The 16,275-nt window shown below is 64.7% G+C and carries 19 protein-coding genes and 1 pseudogene; 9 read left to right on the top strand and 11 right to left on the bottom strand.

All coding sequences use genetic code 11. The features are described from left to right. Positions 1 to 73: 73 nt before the first annotated feature. Entirely contained in the window at positions 74 to 337 is a 264-nt protein-coding gene (locus JZZ72_RS16350; RefSeq protein WP_043863349.1) for an accessory factor UbiK family protein, read from the bottom strand. Between the two features lie 341 nt (positions 338 to 678). Here JZZ72_RS16350 and glnK point away from each other — a divergent pair, with 341 nt between their 5' ends. From glnK to sutA, 3 genes are all read left to right on the top strand, one after another. Beyond that, positions 679 to 1,017 carry a P-II family nitrogen regulator gene (gene glnK, locus JZZ72_RS16345; protein ID WP_002555808.1) on the top strand — a complete coding sequence of 113 codons (339 nt, stop codon included), beginning with the start codon at positions 679 to 681 and terminating at the stop codon, positions 1,015 to 1,017. A gap of 41 nt (positions 1,018 to 1,058) precedes the next feature. Further along, positions 1,059 to 2,384, top strand: a complete 1,326-nt coding sequence (locus tag JZZ72_RS16340) for an ammonium transporter (protein WP_043863350.1) — start codon at positions 1,059 to 1,061, stop codon at positions 2,382 to 2,384. Positions 2,385 to 2,849: 465 nt separating this feature from the next. After that, positions 2,850 to 3,173: a transcriptional regulator SutA gene (gene sutA, locus JZZ72_RS16335; RefSeq protein ID WP_043863351.1), complete on the top strand. Its 324-nt coding sequence runs from the start codon at positions 2,850 to 2,852 to the stop codon at positions 3,171 to 3,173. 160 nt (positions 3,174 to 3,333) lie between these two features. Here sutA and JZZ72_RS16330 read toward each other — a convergent pair whose 3' ends face one another. The 6 genes from JZZ72_RS16330 to lptM are packed head-to-tail and all read right to left on the bottom strand — an operon-like array spanning position 3,334 to position 7,906. Continuing rightward, on the bottom strand, positions 3,334 to 4,029 hold the full coding sequence (locus JZZ72_RS16330; protein WP_123753391.1) for an HAD family hydrolase: 696 nt from the start codon (positions 4,027 to 4,029) through the stop codon (positions 3,334 to 3,336). Further along, positions 4,026 to 4,925, bottom strand: coding sequence for a tyrosine recombinase XerC (xerC, locus tag JZZ72_RS16325; protein ID WP_054915482.1), 900 nt, complete (start codon positions 4,923 to 4,925; stop codon positions 4,026 to 4,028). Before xerC ends, JZZ72_RS16330 begins: the two co-directional genes overlap by 4 nt. Then, on the bottom strand, positions 4,925 to 5,662 hold the full coding sequence (locus JZZ72_RS16320; protein WP_088514612.1) for a DUF484 family protein: 738 nt from the start codon (positions 5,660 to 5,662) through the stop codon (positions 4,925 to 4,927). The genes xerC and JZZ72_RS16320 overlap by 1 nt, the downstream gene beginning before the upstream one ends. 13 nt (positions 5,663 to 5,675) lie before the next feature. Beyond that, the gene (gene dapF, locus JZZ72_RS16315; RefSeq protein WP_058541735.1) at positions 5,676 to 6,506 is read right to left on the bottom strand and encodes a diaminopimelate epimerase; all 831 of its coding nucleotides are present in this window, start codon (positions 6,504 to 6,506) and stop codon (positions 5,676 to 5,678) included. 4 nt (positions 6,507 to 6,510) lie between these two features. After that, entirely contained in the window at positions 6,511 to 7,758 is a 1,248-nt protein-coding gene (gene lysA, locus JZZ72_RS16310) for a diaminopimelate decarboxylase (RefSeq protein WP_210014705.1), read from the bottom strand. 13 nt (positions 7,759 to 7,771) lie between these two features. Further along, positions 7,772 to 7,906 carry an LPS translocon maturation chaperone LptM gene (lptM, locus tag JZZ72_RS16305; RefSeq protein ID WP_043863360.1) on the bottom strand — a complete coding sequence of 45 codons (135 nt, stop codon included), beginning with the start codon at positions 7,904 to 7,906 and terminating at the stop codon, positions 7,772 to 7,774. A 195-nt stretch (positions 7,907 to 8,101) separates the two neighbouring features. Here lptM and cyaY point away from each other — a divergent pair, with 195 nt between their 5' ends. The 3 genes from cyaY (at position 8,102) to rnk (ending at position 9,224) form a co-directional block, all read left to right on the top strand. Further along, positions 8,102 to 8,434 (top strand): iron donor protein CyaY, encoded by a 333-nt coding sequence (cyaY, locus tag JZZ72_RS16300; RefSeq protein ID WP_043863361.1) that lies wholly within the window; start codon positions 8,102 to 8,104, stop codon positions 8,432 to 8,434. Position 8,435: 1 nt separating this feature from the next. Next, on the top strand, positions 8,436 to 8,651 hold the full coding sequence (locus JZZ72_RS16295; RefSeq protein WP_054915485.1) for a DUF1289 domain-containing protein: 216 nt from the start codon (positions 8,436 to 8,438) through the stop codon (positions 8,649 to 8,651). A 153-nt stretch (positions 8,652 to 8,804) separates the two neighbouring features. Beyond that, complete coding sequence (rnk, locus tag JZZ72_RS16290; protein ID WP_043863363.1) at positions 8,805 to 9,224, top strand: nucleoside diphosphate kinase regulator; 420 nt, start codon at positions 8,805 to 8,807, stop codon at positions 9,222 to 9,224. Here the strand turns inward: rnk and JZZ72_RS16285 are convergent, their stop codons facing one another. The 3 genes from JZZ72_RS16285 to JZZ72_RS16275 all read right to left on the bottom strand — a co-directional run bounded on the left by JZZ72_RS16285 (position 9,225) and on the right by JZZ72_RS16275 (position 12,893). Then, complete coding sequence (locus JZZ72_RS16285; RefSeq protein ID WP_210014704.1) at positions 9,225 to 12,074, bottom strand: class I adenylate cyclase; 2,850 nt, start codon at positions 12,072 to 12,074, stop codon at positions 9,225 to 9,227. Positions 12,075 to 12,271: 197 nt separating this feature from the next. Beyond that, entirely contained in the window at positions 12,272 to 12,520 is a 249-nt protein-coding gene (locus JZZ72_RS16280; RefSeq protein ID WP_043863365.1) for a TIGR02647 family protein, read from the bottom strand. An 88-nt stretch (positions 12,521 to 12,608) separates the two neighbouring features. Then, positions 12,609 to 12,893 (bottom strand): hypothetical protein, encoded by a 285-nt coding sequence (locus tag JZZ72_RS16275; RefSeq protein WP_043863366.1) that lies wholly within the window; start codon positions 12,891 to 12,893, stop codon positions 12,609 to 12,611. Positions 12,894 to 13,038: 145 nt separating this feature from the next. On the opposite strand from JZZ72_RS16275, the gene JZZ72_RS16270 reads away from it, so the two are divergent. Next, positions 13,039 to 13,701, top strand: a complete 663-nt coding sequence (locus JZZ72_RS16270; RefSeq protein ID WP_043863367.1) for a glutathione S-transferase family protein — start codon at positions 13,039 to 13,041, stop codon at positions 13,699 to 13,701. Between the two features lie 42 nt (positions 13,702 to 13,743). Here the strand turns inward: JZZ72_RS16270 and argH are convergent, their stop codons facing one another. After that, positions 13,744 to 15,138 (bottom strand): argininosuccinate lyase, encoded by a 1,395-nt coding sequence (gene argH / locus JZZ72_RS16265; RefSeq protein ID WP_043863368.1) that lies wholly within the window; start codon positions 15,136 to 15,138, stop codon positions 13,744 to 13,746. 218 nt (positions 15,139 to 15,356) lie between these two features. On the opposite strand from argH, the pseudogene JZZ72_RS16260 reads away from it, so the two are divergent. Continuing rightward, a pseudogene (locus tag JZZ72_RS16260) lies at positions 15,357 to 15,464 on the top strand (sensor histidine kinase); the annotation flags it as partial. Continuing rightward, positions 15,461 to 16,207: a LytR/AlgR family response regulator transcription factor gene (locus JZZ72_RS16255; RefSeq protein WP_043863369.1), complete on the top strand. Its 747-nt coding sequence runs from the start codon at positions 15,461 to 15,463 to the stop codon at positions 16,205 to 16,207. The pseudogene JZZ72_RS16260 and the gene JZZ72_RS16255, both read left to right, overlap by 4 nt. Positions 16,208 to 16,275: the final 68 nt, after the last annotated feature.

Genomic DNA, 16,275 nt, shown 5'->3' with positions numbered 1-16,275 from the left:
GTATGAGAAGGTGAGGCAGGCCCCTGCATGACCCTGCAGGCGCCGGCCCCGCCGACGAAGGCTGCGTTGCGCTCTACTCGGCAGCCGCCGGGTTCAGCCGCGCTTCCATCTCTTCGACCTTGGCCTCCAGCGCCTCCAGGCGTGCGCGGGTGCGGGCCAGCACTACCATCTGGCTGTCGAACTCCTCACGGCTGACCAGTTCCAGCTTGCTGAAACCACTTTGCAGCAGCGCCTTGAACTGGCTTTCCAGTTCGCTGCGCGGCTGCGCGGTGTCACCGCTGAACAGGCGCGAGGCCTGGTCGCTCAGGGCATCGAGAAAGGCTTTGGGCGCGAGCATGTTGGTCCGTCCGGTAAATGCAAAGAGGCGGCCAGTGTAACACGCACCCCACGCCCGCTCGCCCCGCACGCTTTTCGCGCATTCCCCCGATCGGTAGCGCACCGTTTTTGTGCGTGTTTGTCCTGCTGGCGACTGGCCAATTCCAAGCAAGGCACGCAAGCCCTTGTAATTGGTGGCTTTGGCAGACATGGCAAGGTTTCTGCTTAGAGCCAAGTGACTCATGCACTGGTGTCGGGCCTTGGGATTGAGGCCGACGAAGCGTTACAAAGCCAGGCACTGCGCTTAGACTTGAGACGGGTTTGTTTTCCTGGGGCAAGTCCACCAATTCGGGAGAGAGTTTCATGAAGCTAGTCACTGCCATCATCAAGCCATTCAAGTTGGACGACGTGCGCGAGTCGCTGTCCGAAATCGGCGTGCAGGGCATTACCGTCACGGAAGTCAAAGGCTTCGGACGGCAGAAAGGCCACACCGAGCTGTATCGCGGTGCTGAATACGTAGTCGATTTCCTGCCCAAGGTGAAGATCGATGTCGCCATCGACGACAAGGACCTGGACCGGGTCATCGAGGCGATCACCAAGGCGGCCAACACCGGCAAGATCGGTGACGGCAAGATTTTCGTGGTCAATCTGGAACAGGCCATCCGCATCCGTACCGGTGAAACCGATACCGACGCGATCTAAGTAACGCCGCCCCAAACCCCAACGCCCCAGGAGATAACAATATGACTCTGCGTCAGTTCGCAGGGCTAGGAGCCCTTTTGTCCCTCGTAATGCCTGGCATGGCCATGGCAGAGGAGGCAGCCGCCCCCGTGCTCAACTCCGGCGACACCGCCTGGATGTTGACCGCCACCGCGCTGGTGCTGTTCATGACCATCCCGGGCCTGGCGTTGTTCTACGGCGGCATGGTGCGTTCCAAGAACGTGCTTTCGGTGATGATGCAGTGTTTCGCCATCACCGGCCTGATCAGCATTCTGTGGATGGTCTACGGCTACAGCCTGGCGTTCGATACCACGGGTATGGAAGAGGGCGTGGTCAACTTCAATTCCTTCGTCGGCGGGTTCTCCAAGGCCTTCCTGGCCGGCGTCACCCCCGCAAGCCTGACCTCGTTGTTCCCCGAGGCGGTGTTCATCACCTTCCAGATGACCTTCGCCATCATCACTCCGGCCCTGATCGTCGGTGCCTTTGCCGAGCGCATGAAGTTCTCGGCCATGCTGATCTTCATGGCCGTGTGGTTCACCCTGGTCTACGCACCGATCGCGCACATGGTCTGGTCCGGTGCCGGCGGCCTGATGTGGGACTGGGGCGTACTGGACTTTGCCGGTGGCACCGTGGTGCATATCAATGCGGGTATCGCGGGCCTGGTGGCGTGCCTGGTGCTGGGCAAGCGCAAGGGTTTCCCGACCACCCCGATGGCCCCGCACAACCTGGGCTACACCCTGATGGGCGCGGCCATGCTGTGGATCGGCTGGTTCGGCTTCAACGCCGGCTCCGCAGCCGCTGCCAACGGCACCGCCGGCATGGCCATGCTGGTGACCCAGATCGCCACGGCCGCCGCTGCGCTGGGCTGGATGTTCGCCGAGTGGATCACCCACGGCAAACCCAGCGCCCTGGGCATCGCCTCCGGTGTGGTGGCAGGCCTGGTGGCGATCACCCCGGCTGCGGGCACCGTAGGCCCGATGGGCGCGCTGGTGATCGGCCTGGTATCGGGTGTGGTGTGCTTCTTCTGCGCCACCAGCCTCAAGCGCAAGATGGGCTATGACGACTCCCTGGACGCCTTCGGCGTGCATGGCATCGGCGGCATCGTCGGCGCGATTCTCACCGGCGTGTTCGCGGCCCCTGCACTGGGCGGCTTCGGTACCGTCGAAGATATCGGCGCACAGGTCTGGGTGCAGGCCAAGGGCGTGGGCTTCACGGTGATCTACACCGCCATCGTCACCTACGTGATTCTGAAGGTGCTGGACCTGGTGATGGGCCTGCGGGTCAACGAAGAGGAAGAAGCGGTCGGCCTCGACCTCGCGCAGCACAACGAGCGTGGCTACAACCTGTAACATGCTCGAAAAAACATGCCCGGCTTGCCGGGCATTTTTTTGCCTGGATTTTGTCCATCCAAGGGCACGCAAACGGTTTCCACGGGGGCATTTGCAGGCGCTTGACGCTGTAATGGCCATCAAGCATAAAACTTACAGCGAACAAGGATATTTAGGCACTTTGCTTTTTCACACATCACGCTAGAATGCGCGCCGTAGGGTGCGGATGACCTGTCCGCGCACTTCGATACCCTTTGCTAGGCTTGGCATTGAACAGGCCGCTCACGGCGGGGTCAGCTGGTGAAGCAATGCCGGCAGCTCTTTCTTTTTGTCGGGCCCTGCACGGGCCCGCACGGTGCTCGCCAGGCGGTAGGGCGGGCGCCGCTGGCCGCGGGCTACCCGTGGCCCTGGATTTTTCCGGCAGTGGCCGCACCTGGCGCTGTTGGTCTATAACTTATCTGCTTTTCGCAAGTCATGAGGTAGAACATGAGCGACGATGATCTGGAAAACGACGACCTCGAAGTGGGCGACGAAGACGATACCGATGAAGGCCTGGAAGCGGCTGCCGACGACGTTGCCGATGACAGCGGTGACGACAGCCCCGCACCGGTAGCCAAGGGCAAGTCCAAGGCTGCGGTCTCGGTCGACGAAATGCCCAGCATGGAAGCCAAGCAGAAGGAGCGCGACGCGCTCGCCAAGGCGATGGAAGAGTTCCTGTCGCGTGGCGGCAAGGTGCAGGAAGTGGAGGCCAACGTGGTCGCCGATCCGCCCAAGAAGCCAGACAACAAGTACGGTAGCCGTCCTATCTGAGGGGTGCCGTCGAACAGAAGAGCCCGCCGTCGCTGCGGGCTTTTTTGTGGGTGGCGTTATCGGTTGCCGCTGCTGACGCTATGGCGGGGCAGGCGCGCTCCTACAACGATCACCGCAACCCTTGTGGGAGCGGGCTTGACCCGCGATGGGGCCAGCGGGGCTAACGCCAACTGAGCAACAGCTCAGGCAGCTGCGACAGGCGCTGGATCTCGGCATCCGGCTGCCCCTTGGCCGTCCACGCCTTGCCCTGCGGGTTGAACCATATCGCGCGCAGGCCGGCCTGCTGGGCCCCGGCGATGTCGTCGCCCGGGTGGTCGCCGATATGCACGGCATTGCCGGCCTCGGCCTGGCCCTGGCGCAATGCTTCGAGAAACGGCTGCGGGTCGGGCTTGCCGATGCCCAGGTCCTCGGCGCACAGGGCGAACCTGAAATAGTCGGCCAGCCCCAGGCGCCTCACGTCGGCATTGCCATTGGTAACCACGCCCAGGGTGTAGCGATGGCGCAGCACCTCCAGCACTGGCTGCACCTCGGGGAAGATATCCACCTGGTGGCGCGCATGCAGGAACACTTCAAAGCCCTCGTTGGCCAGGGCGTGGGCCCTGGCTTCGCTGTAGCCGACGTCGCTCATGGCATGGAACAGCACCTTGCGCCGCAAGGCGCTGATGCGATGCCGCAGGCCCGGCTCGGCCTGCACCAGGCGCTCGCGAATGGCATACAGGTGCTCCACCGGCACCGCGCCCAGGTCGGGTGCATTCGCCGCCAGCCAGTCGCGCAGCACGGCCTCGGCACTGACAATGACCGGAGCGGTGTCCCACAGGGTGTCGTCCAGGTCGAAGGTGATCAGCTGAATGCTCATGAGTCACTGTCCTTGCTGCGTTTGGCCCTTGGGTGGGCGCTGTCATAGACGCTCGCCAGGTGCTGGAAGTCCAGGTGAGTGTAGATCTGCGTGGTGGCGATGTCGGCATGCCCGAGCATTTCCTGCACCGCACGCAGGTCCTGGGACGATTCGAGCAGGTGGCTGGCGAAGGAGTGGCGCAGCATGTGCGGGTGCAGGTTCTGCCCCAGCTCACGGCTGCCCGCCGCCTGGACCCGCAGCTGGATCGCCCGCGGGCCCAGGCGCCGGCCTTGCTGGCTGACGAACACCGCGTTGTCCTGCGGGGCGCTGATGCCGCGCAGCGCCAGCCACTTTTCCAGTGCCTCTCGGGCTTTGCGGCCTACCGGCAGCACGCGGGTCTTGCTGCCCTTGCCATGCACCTGCACCAGGCCGGCTGGCAGGTCGAGCTGATCGAGATCGAGGCTGGTCAGCTCCGACAGGCGCAGGCCCGAGGAGTAGAACAGCTCGAGCATGGCCTGGTCGCGGCGGGCGAGAAAGTCGTCGTCCACAGCGCCTTCGAGCAATTGCAGCGCGCGGTCGGTATCGAGGGTCTTGGGCAGCCGGCGCTCGCCCTTGGGCGCGGCCAGGCCGTTGGCCGGGTCGTGGTCGCACAGGCCTTCGCGGTTCAGGTAGCGGTACAGGCCGCGCACCGCCGAAAGCATGCGCGCCAGGCTGCGCGACGACTGCCCGGCATGGTGCTGGCGCGCCACGAACTGGCGCAGGTGCTGGATCTGCAGGGCGCTCCAGCTGGCGATACCGGTTTTCCCGCAGTAGGCCAGCACGTTGGCCAGGTCACGCCGGTAGGCCAGCTGGGTATGCTCCGACACCTGGCGCTCGTTGCGCAGGTGCGCGATGAACGCGTCCAGCTGGCGCTCCATCAGCGTACCGGGCGCAGGGTCTGGGTAAAGCGCGGTAGCACGCGGCCGAGCACTTCGGCGATGTAGCTCAGGAACAGGGTGCCGACGCTGCTCTTGTAGTGCTGCGGGTCGTGGCTGGCGATGGCGAGCACGCCATGCAGGCCCTGATAGTCGAGCGCGGCGACGGCACTGGAGCCGACTTCGGGGCGCTGGGCCTCGCCGAACAGGAAGTCCAGCTCGTGGTCGCGCAGGGTGCCGCTGACCGTCTTGCCCGCGCACAGCAGGCCGCCGATGGCCTGTTGCGCTTCGGTCGGGTTGACCCAGCGGCCCACGGGGGCCACGGTATCGCCGAACAGGATCAGGCTCACGAACGGCACCTTGAACTCCTGGCGCAGGCTGTCCTCGACGGCCATCACCACGGCCTCGAGGCTGTCGGCGTCGAGCAGGTCGAGGATCAGCCGGCGGGTCTTCTCGAACAGCCGGTCGTTGTCGCGGGCCACGTCCATCAGGTGCGAGAGGCGGTGGCGCATCTCGATGTTGCGGTCGCGCAGCAGCTTGAGCTGGCGCTCCACCAGCGACACGCTGTCGCCGCGCTGGTGAGGGACCTGCAGCTCCAGCAGCAGGTCGTCATGCTCGGCGAAGAACGCCGGGTTGGCACGCAGGTAAGCCACCACGTCCTGGGCCCCGACGCTGGGCGTCGAGCCCTGGGCGTCGGAGGCTTCGGGCTCTGCGGTGGGCGTGTGGGGCTGGTCGGTCATGGCTGGTACTCACTCATAGGCGAACCTGTCCTTCATACACGCGTACGGCAGGGCCTGTCATCACTACAGGCCGGCCCGGGCCGCCCCACTCGATGGACAGGCGCCCTCCGGGCAGGTCGATCAGCAGCGGCGAATCCATCCAGCCCTGGCTGATGGCAGCCACCGCCGCGGCGCAGGCACCGGTGCCGCAGGCCTGGGTTTCCCCGGCGCCGCGCTCCCACACGCGCAACTGGGCGCGGTGGCGGTCGATGACCTGGAGGAAGCCGACGTTGACCCGCTGCGGGAAGCGCGGGTGGTTCTCGATCTGCGGGCCGAGGTCGTGCACCGGGGCGCTGTTGATGTCGTCGACGCGCAGCACCGCATGGGGGTTGCCCATCGACACGGCAGCCAGGTTGACCGTGCGACCGGCCACTTCCAGCGGGTAGCTCAGGGCCTGGGCGGGGGCGTCGAAGGGTATCTCGGACGGCACCAGGCGCGGTGGGCCCATGTCGACGCTGATCTGCCCGTCGCCGCGCACATCGAGTTCGATGATGCCGCTCTTGGTCTCGACGCGGATGCGCTTTTTCGCCGTCAGGCGCTTGTCCAGCACGAAGCGCGCGAAGCAGCGCGCACCGTTGCCGCACTGCTCGACCTCGGACCCGTCGGCGTTGAAGATCCGGTAGCGAAAGTCCACGTCCGGATTGCTCGGCGCCTCGACGATCAGCAGTTGGTCGAAACCGATGCCGGTGTGCCGGTCACCCCATTGCTTGGCGTGCTTGGGCAGGATGTGCGCGTGCTGGCTGACCAGGTCGAGGACCATGAAGTCGTTGCCCAGGCCGTGCATCTTGGTAAAACGCAGCAGCATGGGGTCACTCCGGCAGCAGGCTTTCGCCGGCAAACAGCTCGGCCACGGTTTCGCGACGGCGCACTTCGAAGGCCTGATCGGCATCCACCAGTACTTCGGCGCAGCGACCACGGGTGTTGTAGTTCGAACTCATGACGAAACCGTAGGCACCGGCCGAATGCACGGCCAGCAGGTCGCCCTCGGCCAGGTTCAGCGCACGGTCCTTGGCCAAGAAGTCGCCGGTCTCGCAGATCGGGCCGACCACGTCATAGCTGCGCGGCTCGCCATCACGCGGCTGCACGGCGGTCACGTCCATCCAGGCCTGGTACAGCGCCGGGCGGATCAGGTCGTTCATCGCCGCGTCGACGATGGCGAAGTCCTTGTGCTCGGTGTGCTTGAGGTACTCGACGCGGGTCAGCAGCACGCCGGCATTGGCCACGATGTAGCGGCCCGGTTCGAATACCAGCGCCAGGTCGCGGTCGCCCACGCGCTCGCGGATGGCCTTGATGTAGTCGCCGGCCAGTGGCGGCTCTTCGTCGCGATAGCGCACGCCCACGCCGCCGCCCAGGTCCAGGTGGCGCAGGTAGATGCCGCACTCGCCGAGGCGGTCGATCAGCGCCAGCAGGCGGTCGAGGGCATCGAGGAAGGGCTCCAGCGTCGTCAGCTGCGAACCGATGTGGCAGTCGACGCCGACGATTTCCAGGTTCGGCAGCTGCGCGGCGCGCACGTAGACTTCTTCGGCATCGGCAATGGCGATACCGAACTTGTTCTCTTTGAGGCCGGTGGAAATGTACGGGTGGGTGCCGGCATCGACATCCGGGTTGACCCGCAGCGAGATCGGCGCGCGTACGCCCATTTCGGCGGCAACCACCTGCAGGCGCTCCAGCTCGTCGGTGGACTCGACGTTGAAGCAGTGCACGCCCACTTCGAGGGCGCGGCGCATGTCGTCGCGGGTCTTGCCCACGCCGGAGAACACCACACGGTCGGCGCGCCCGCCGGCGGCCAGCACACGCTCCAGTTCACCGCCCGAGACGATGTCGAAGCCTGCGCCCAGTCGTGCCAGCACGTTCAGCACGCCGAGGTTGGAGTTGGCTTTTACGGCGAAGCACACCAGGTGCGAAACACCCTGCAATGCATCGGAGTAGCTACGGTACTGGGCTTCGATATGCGCCCGCGAGTACACGTAGGTAGGCGTGCCGAAGCGTTCGGCAATCGCCGACAGCGCCACGCCTTCCGCGAACAGCTCGCCGTCGCGGTAGTTGAAAGCGTCCATGGGGATCCCTTAATCAGTGCTGGTGCGATTGCGACTTTTTGCCGTCTTTGCCGTCTTCAGGCAGGTACAGTGGGCCTTTCTGACCGCAAGCGGAGACGAGGCAGGCAATCGCGACTAGCGCCGCGAGGGAGGAAATCAGGCGCTTCATGGCGAAATCCTTTGAATTTAAGCAGTATTGCGCCCGAGTATACCGAGCGCCCGGCGCCTTGCCTATGTAGCCGCTGCGCCGTCGGACAGGCGCCCGTGCAGGGTGTCGGCTGCGGGCGTTAACCTTTGCATTCGTGGCGCGGCGCTCGTATCTTGCCCGGCTTGCGTGTGTGCAGACATTTTCGAGGTTCTTGCAATGAGTTTGAGCGAAGCGCGTTTTCACGACCTGGTCGACGCGACCCAACAGGCCCTGGAAGACCTGTTCGATGAAACCGACCTGGACCTGGACATGGAGAACTCGGCGGGCGTTCTTACCATCAAGTTCGACAACGGCAGCCAGTTGATCTTCAGCCGCCAGGAGCCGCTGCGCCAGCTGTGGCTGGCCGACAAGTCGGGTGGTTTCCATTTCGACTATGACGAAGCCAGCGGCAAATGGACCTGTGAGAAGACCGAGGAACTGCTCGGCGAGATGCTCGAGCGCATCGTCTGGGAGCGGGTCGGCGAAAAGCTCGACTTCGACGAGATCTGAGATGAGCACTGCTGCCAAACCGGCCAAGCCGCTGTACAGCAATGTCAGCCCGGCGGTGCCGTCGCCCTGCATCAGCCTGTGCCGGCTGGACGAGGCCAAGGTGTGCCTGGGCTGCTTTCGCCATGTCGAGGACATTCGCCAGTGGCGCAGCGCCGACGACCAGCGCCGCCGCGAGATCTGCGCCCAGGCACAGGCACGACGCCAGGCGGCCGGCTAGGCTGCGACGGCGAGCCTCTTGTGTATTTATTGTGCTGTGGTAGTGTCGAGGTTGATCGGCCTGGCCGAAAAACATGCAAACCCCGCCCTTGGGCGGGGTTTTGCTTTATAACGCCCAGCACTTTTACCCATGAACAAGGAGTCTGACTGGATCATGAGCACCAAGCCTTCCCTTATCCTCACCCGATTGGACGTACAGCGTCTCGAGCGTCTGATCGATGGCCTCGATGAAAAGACGCAGGACTCGCCGGGTGTGCTCGCCCTGCAGGACGAGCTGGACCGCGCCGAGCAGGTAGTGAGCCACGAGGAGGTTCCGGCCGGTGTCGTGACCATGAACTCGCGCGTGCATTGCCGCGATGAAGTCAGCGGCAAGGACTACCACCTGACCCTGGTGTACCCGAAGGACGCCGGCGCCGAAGGCACGGTCTCGATCCTGGCGCCGATGGGCAGCGCATTGCTCGGCCTGTCGGTGGGCGAGCAGATCGACTGGCCGGTGCCCGGCGGCAAGACCCTCAAGCTCAAGCTGCTCGAAGTCGAGTACCAGCCCGAAGCCGCAGGCGACTTCGACCTCTGATCAGGCCGCTTCCAGCGCCTGGTTCAGCACCCGCTCCAGTTCCTGCTTGTAGCGCAGGTACAGGATGCTCGAGCCCTGGCCTTCGGCAAGCAGGTCGGACAGGTCCAGGTCGGTGATGTAGCAGCGGTAGCGCTGGGCGTCACGGCGCTGGCCGACGATCTCGCGGGCGACCACCGCATACAGCTGGTCGCCATACTCGAGCTCCGAAAACTCCTTCTGGTTGCAGTACAACGTCACCTGCAGGGCGTCTTCGACGCCTGCCTGGATGATCGCCTGCACTTCGTAGGCGGTGCTGCCCAGCGTGGTGGGCGGTGCCTGGCGCGGCTCCAGCTGGCGTGCCCGGCCGATACCGGGGGGCGACAGCTGATAGTAGAGGATGTCCAGCGCGCCCTGTGCCGGCAGCTCTTCCAGCGGCAGCCGTGCGTTGTGCCGGAACACCACCGATTGCAGAAAGCGCTGCAGCGGCAGCAACAGGCTGCTGTCGTCGTGGTAGGGCAGGCGTTGCTGCCACAGCGCATTGAATTCATCCAGCACGTAGACGTCGGCCCAGTTCTCCTGCACCCGGTAGAACACCTGCAGGCACTGCGGCTGGCCCTGGGGCAGCACCAGCGCAAGGTCGTGGTCTTCCAGCACGTTGGCGTCCAGGTGCAGCGGGGTGTACTCGGCACGTTCCTCGCCCAGGTATGCCAACAGTGCATCCTGACTGTCCAGGCTGACCAGGTTGACCGCCCCGTGGTGCAATTCCAGTACATGGGTGTGCTGCTGCACCTGTATCAGGTAGCGATGCCCCAGGCCTTCGGCAAGCAGCGCCTGAGCGGTGGCGAACACCTCTTCGACCCGCTGGGCGATGGCCTGGGCGCGGTTGTGGCAGAAGCAGCGCACGTTCAGCGTGGGCAGGTGGCCCTTGCTGCCCAGGCTGTTGAGGTAGTCACGCAGGTTGCGCATCAGGGCGTGCTCGCCGTCATACCGCTGCACCAGCACTTCGTTCCAGCTGTTGAGGGTCACCTGGTCCAGAGTCAGCACCAGGTTCTCGCGCACCCCGGCGTAGCTCAGCGAGTCGGTGCGCTCGGTGGTCATCAGGATGTTGAGGTCGCGGTGATGCTGCAGCGGGTCGATGCCGACGTTGACCAGCAGCAGGATCTCGTCCGCCACGCTCGGTTGCAGCAGGCGCGCCTCGCTGACGTCCTTGAACGGCAGGGCCACGCTCTGCTGCAGGCTGCCCAGCAGGTTGAACAGCTCGTACTCGCTCAGGTCGCTGCTGCCGGGGTTGAGCGCCAGGCGCGTGGTGCTGTCGATCACCCCGTTGCGGTGCGCCCAGGCCAGCAGTTCGAGCAATTCGCGGCAGCGCTTGAACGGCACGAACTGCTCCCACTCATGGGCGTTCAGGTTGCCGCTGTACAGGCTCCAGTGGGTTTGCCCAGGCTCCTGGCGATTGGGTGCCTGGACCAGGGTCAGGGTGTCTTCGGCCAGGTCCGGGGCGATGCCCGGGTTGATGAACTCGACCTTGCCGGCGCGCCGCTCGAAGGCGGCGTAGAGGCGTCGGCCCAGCACGTTGAGGTCCCGCTGGTCGAGGCGCGTGGCAGCTTGCGGGTTGCGTGCGAACTGGCCGAGAAAACGGTAGCTGTGGTTGAGTTCGGCCACCAGGATGCGCCGTTCGGCTTCCACCTGGCGCACCTTCCACTGGCTGCGGCTGTCCAGCAGCATCAGCTGGCGCTCGTCCCAGCCCCACTCGCGGGTCAGGCGCTCGAGCAGGTCGCGCTGCCAGCCGCCGCTGCGCTGGCGCGCCAGCAGGCTGATCTTCTTGTTCACCTTCAGGTACAGGCTGCGTCGCACCAGCTCCAGGCGCTGGGCCTCGCCGCGGTGCTGCAGGTACTGCTCGATACGCCGGTACACCATCATGTACGGGTCCAGCTCGTCGAGGTCGAGGCGGTTGGCGAACACCGCCTGCTTGAACTGCAGGCTCAGGCACTGCACGTGCGGATGTTCGCTGGCATACACCTCGGTCAGCAGCAGCTTGAGCAGCGACTTGTAGGGTGACTCGATGCCCTTGAACAGCTGCCACAACCCGGCGCCCACGAACTCGCCGGGCGGGATGTGGGCCAGGTGGCCGAGGTCCAGGTTCTCGTCGGCGCGGATGAAGCGCTTGGACAGCAGGGTCTGGGTGTAATGCGCGTAGCTGCCTTCCTCGTAGACCGGCACCAGCCACCACAGCGGCGTGCGCCCGGCCAGCCACAGCGCGGTGCGGTAGAACTCGTCCAGCAGCAGGTAGTGCTGGGTGGTGCCGCAGTCGTCCGAACTCAGTGCGGTATTGCGCTCGCCGGTGACGAAGCGCTCCGGCTCGATCAGGAACAGGTGCAGTTCGGCGCCCTGGGACGCGGCCCAGACCTCCAGCAACACGCACTTTCTGCGCAGCTCGCTCAGCTCGGCCTCGCTGAGCCCGGGGGCGTGGCACAGCCACACGTCCATGTCGCTTTCATCGGCCTGGGCCAGGGTGCCCAGGCTGCCCATCAGGTACAGCCCCAGCAGCGGGCGCGGTGGCTGGCCGTGGCGCTTGCGGTAGGTGAACGAGCGGGTCAGGCGCTGGGCCTCGGCCAGCGCCTCGTCGTCGGGCTCGTAGCACGAGATGCCCGCCGGAGTGGTGCCCGATACGTAGCCGGGCAGCAGCGGGTGATTGACGTGGAAGAACAGCGCCAGCAGGTTGAGCACCTGCTGCTGGCGGCTCGACAACCCTTCCATGGCGCGTGCCAGTCGACCCTGGTTGATGGCCAGGAAGCGCTTGCGCAACTGGCTGAGCACCTTGCGATCGATGCCTTCGTCGAGGTCGGGTCGAATTTCGTGGGGGTGGTTCATTGCAGGGCTCTAACTGGCCATCACGGGAGCAATGGCGAGTTTAGCCGCTACGGGGCGAGGGGCTGAAATCTATTTGATTTCTGGCGCCATTTTGTCAGCGCCTGACGTATTGACCGGTTGTGGCCTTCGCCGGCAAGGCCGGCTCCTGTACCGATCTGCAGGAGCCGGCCTTGCCGGCGAAGGCTTCAGCGAAGCTCTCAAGCCGGCTCGGCGACCGTGTTCAGGATGATCAGCAACTGCTGTACGTTCTGCGCCGCATCGCGGCCCAGCGGGGTCAGGTAGCCGCCGTCTTCCTGGGTGATCAGTTCCTTGGAGAACAGGCGCTTGGCGGCGGCAATCGCCTGGGGTGCTGCGGTGGCATGGACTTTCAGTCCTTCCTGCGTGCTGTCCAGGTTGAACAGCGCGAGTATTTCCAGTTCGGCAATCAGCTCGGGGGTAAACGACATAGATACTCCGGACTTTCCTGAAGTGGAGGGCAGCACCCTTGCAGGGGTACATGAAGTTGCAGTGTAGCCACGCCAGCCGGTAATTGCTTCAGTCCTTTTCGGGTGGCAACTCAGGCAACGCACGCAGGGCGGTTTCGTACCACTGCGTATCGAACGCTCGGTCGTCCTCGAGCATGGCGTCGATCTCGCAGGCCAGCACGTGGGCCATCAGGTTGAGGATGTCCTCACGCTCATAGCCCACCAGCGTCAGCTTGTTGAACGTGGCCTTGGCCGCTGGCGGGTTGTCGTTCTCGATCTGGTTCTCGATGGCCTGGATCAGGGTCGATTCGGCGAACGCTTCTTCGTCATTGTCGATATCGGTGGGCTCGCTCATGGGCGCTCTCCTCGGAATGGGCATCCAGTTTGCCATGCAGTGCACGCCAATGCCTGGCTATCGAGCAACTGCATGATGCTGGTCAGTGCCTGCGGTAGCGTCTATAAAGGCCAGGCCAACCCCTTTCGGCCTGGAGGCATGTTTCATGCTCAAGCTTCACGGTTTTGCAGTCAGCAACTACTACAACATGGTCAAACTGGCGCTGCTGGAAAAGGGCGTGCCCTTCGAAGAGGTGCTGTTTTTCGGCGGCCCCGGCCCCGCATCACTGAAGATCAGCCCCTGCGGCAAGGTGCCGGTGCTGGAGACCGAGCACGGCTTTCTCAGTGAGACCAACCTGATCCTTGACTATATCGAGCAGACCCAGCCCGGCAAGGCGCTGCTGCCCGAGGGCGTGTTCGCCCAGGCCAAGGTGCGCGAACTGGCCAAGGAGATCGAGCTGTACATCGAGCTGCCGGCCCGAGCCTGCTACCCCGAGGCGTTCTTCGGTGCCCAGGTGGACCCGGCCATCAAGCAAAAGGCCAAGGCCGAGCTGCTGGCGGGTCTTGCCGCCCTCAAGCGCAACGGTGCCTTCGCTCCCTATGTGGCGGGCGAGCAGATGACCCTGGCGGACATCCTGTTCTGCTACAGCGTCGACCTGGCGTATGCGGTGGGCAAGAAGGTGTTCGATATGGATGTGCTGGCGGACTTCCCGCAGGCCAAGGCCCTGCTCGAACACTTCAAGCAGAACCCCAACGTGCAGAGAAACGCCGCAGACAAGGAAGCCCAGATGCCGGCCTTCCTCGAGATGGTGCGTACCGGCAAGCGCTGACTTCAGCGCAGCCAGGCCCGCCAGACGGGCCTGGCGAATGCCTCAGCGGCTGGCCAGCAGCGCCTGGCCGCGGGCCACGGCTGCACGTACCTGGGCCGGTGCGGTGCCGCCGATGTGGTTGCGCGCGTTCACCGAGCCTTCCAGGGTCAGCACGGCAAACACGTCCTGCTCGATCTGGTCGCTGAACTGGCGCAGTTCGTCCAGGCTCATCTCGGCCAGGTCCTTGCCGGTGTCCACGCCGTACTTCACCGCGTGGCCGACGATCTCGTGGCAATCACGGAACGGCAGGCCGCGGCGTACCAGGTAATCAGCCAGGTCGGTGGCGGTGGAGAACCCGCGCAGCGCGGCTTCGCGCATGATCGCGTGCTTTGGCTTGATCGCCGGGATCATGTCGGCAAATGCCCGCAGCGAATCGCGCAGGGTATCGGCGGCATCGAACAGCGGTTCCTTGTCTTCCTGGTTGTCCTTGTTGTAGGCCAGCGGCTGGCCCTTCATCAGGGTCAGCAGGCCGGTTAGGGCGCCGAACACGCGGCCGGTCTTGCCGCGTACCAGCTCGGGGACGTCGGGGTTCTTTTTCTGCGGCATGATCGAGCTGCCGGTGCAGAAGCGGTCCGGCAGGTCGATGAACTGGAACTGCGCGCTGGTCCACAGCACCAGCTCTTCGGAAAAGCGCGACAGGTGCATCATCGCGATGCTGGCCGCCGCGCAGAATTCGATGGCGAAGTCACGGTCGGACACGCCGTCCAGCGAGTTGCCGCCCACCGCTTCGAAGCCCAGCAGCGAGCAGGTCAGTTCACGGTCGATCGGGTAGGTGGTACCGGCCAGTGCGGCGCTGCCCAACGGCATGCGGTTGGTGCGCTTGCGGCAGTCCACCAGGCGCTCGTAGTCGCGGCTGAGCATTTCGAACCAGGCCAGCAGATGATGCCCGAAGGTCACCGGCTGGGCGGTCTGCAGGTGGGTGAAGCCCGGCATGATGGTGTCGGCTTCGCGCTCGGCCTGCTCCAGCAGGCCTTTTTGCAGGCGGGTGATCTCGGCCAGGATCAGGTCGATCTCGTCGCGCAGCCACAGGCGGATGTCGGTGGCCACCTGGTCGTTGCGGCTGCGCCCGGTGTGCAGCTTCTTGCCGGTGATGCCGATGCGGTCGGTCAGGCGTGCCTCGATGTTCATGTGCACGTCTTCGAGGTCGATGCGCCAGTCGAAGTTGCCGGCCTCGATTTCGCCCTGGATGGTGGTCAGGCCGTCGATGATGCTGTCGCGCTCGGCATCGGTGAGCACGCCGACCTTGGCCAGCATGGTGGCGTGGGCGATCGAACCCATGATGTCGTGGCGGTACAGGCGCTGGTCGAAGGTGACGGAGGCGGTGAAGCGGGCGACGAAGGCGTCGACCGGCTCGCTGAAACGGCCGCCCCAGGACTGGTTGGTCTTGTCGGTGCTCATGGATTCACTCGTGTAAGGCGTGAACGGAAAAAGTGGCGCAGATGATAGCAGGGTTGCCGGGGCTCACGGGGCTCGGCGGTCGGCGCAACTGCGGGTTTGTGTCGCAGCCGGGGGCCACGACAGGGGCGATGCAAAAGGATATTTATCGATTGAACGGCAGCGTGCCTGCAACCGTCTACAGTTGGACAGAGGATTGGCAGGTTTCGCCCTCCCAGTGAATCTTTAGCCCTCGTGCGAGTCTGAGCGTGGATCGCCGTGACGGTCGTCACTTCACCTGTCTACGCTATCCTTGTGCGAGACTCACGCAGGAATCCAGCGCTATATGAATGTCCTGATCGTTGATGACGAACCCCAAGCCCGGGAACGCCTGAGCCGAATGCTCGGCGAGCTGGAGGGCTATACCGTGCTGGAGCCCAGCGCCACCAATGGCGAAGAGGCCCTGGCATTGATCGACAGCCTCAAGCCCGAGGTGGTCCTGCTCGACATCCGCATGCCCGGCATGGACGGGCTGCAGGTGGCGGCCCGGTTGTGCGAGCGCGAAGCGCCACCGGCCGTGGTGTTCTGTACGGGGGATGACGAATTCACCGTGCAGGCGTTCAAGGACAGCACCCTGGGCCATCTGCTCAAGCCGGTTCAGGCCGATGCCCTGCGCGACGCGCTGCGCAAGGCCGAGCGCCCGAACCGCGTGCAACTGGCGGCGCTGACCCGCCCCGGCGCCGAAAGCGGCAACGGGCCGCGCAGCCACATCAGCGCCAGGACCCGTAAGGGCATCGAGCTGATTCCCATCGACCAGGTGATCTACTTCATCGCCGATCACAAGTACGTGACCTTGCGTCATGAGGGCGGCGAGGTGCTGCTGGACGAACCGCTCAAGGCTCTGGAAGACGAGTTCGGCGAGCGCTTCGTGCGTATCCACCGCAACGCGCTGGTGGCCCGCGACCGTATCGAACGCCTGCAGCGCACGCCGCTGGGGCATTTCCAGCTTTTTCTCAAGGGCCTCAATGGCGATGCCCTGATTGTCAGCCGCCGCCATGTGGCCGGCGTACGCAAGATGATGCAGCAGCTTTAGGGCGGGGCGGGAGCACTGCTTGACCAGGGACGGTCGACCCCTCCACTGACATAGATCTGCTAGCAGCC

Source organism: Pseudomonas palmensis, from assembly GCF_017848315.1.
GTDB lineage: Bacteria > Pseudomonadota > Gammaproteobacteria > Pseudomonadales > Pseudomonadaceae > Aquipseudomonas > Aquipseudomonas palmensis.
This window is presented reverse-complemented; position numbering and strand designations above follow the sequence as displayed.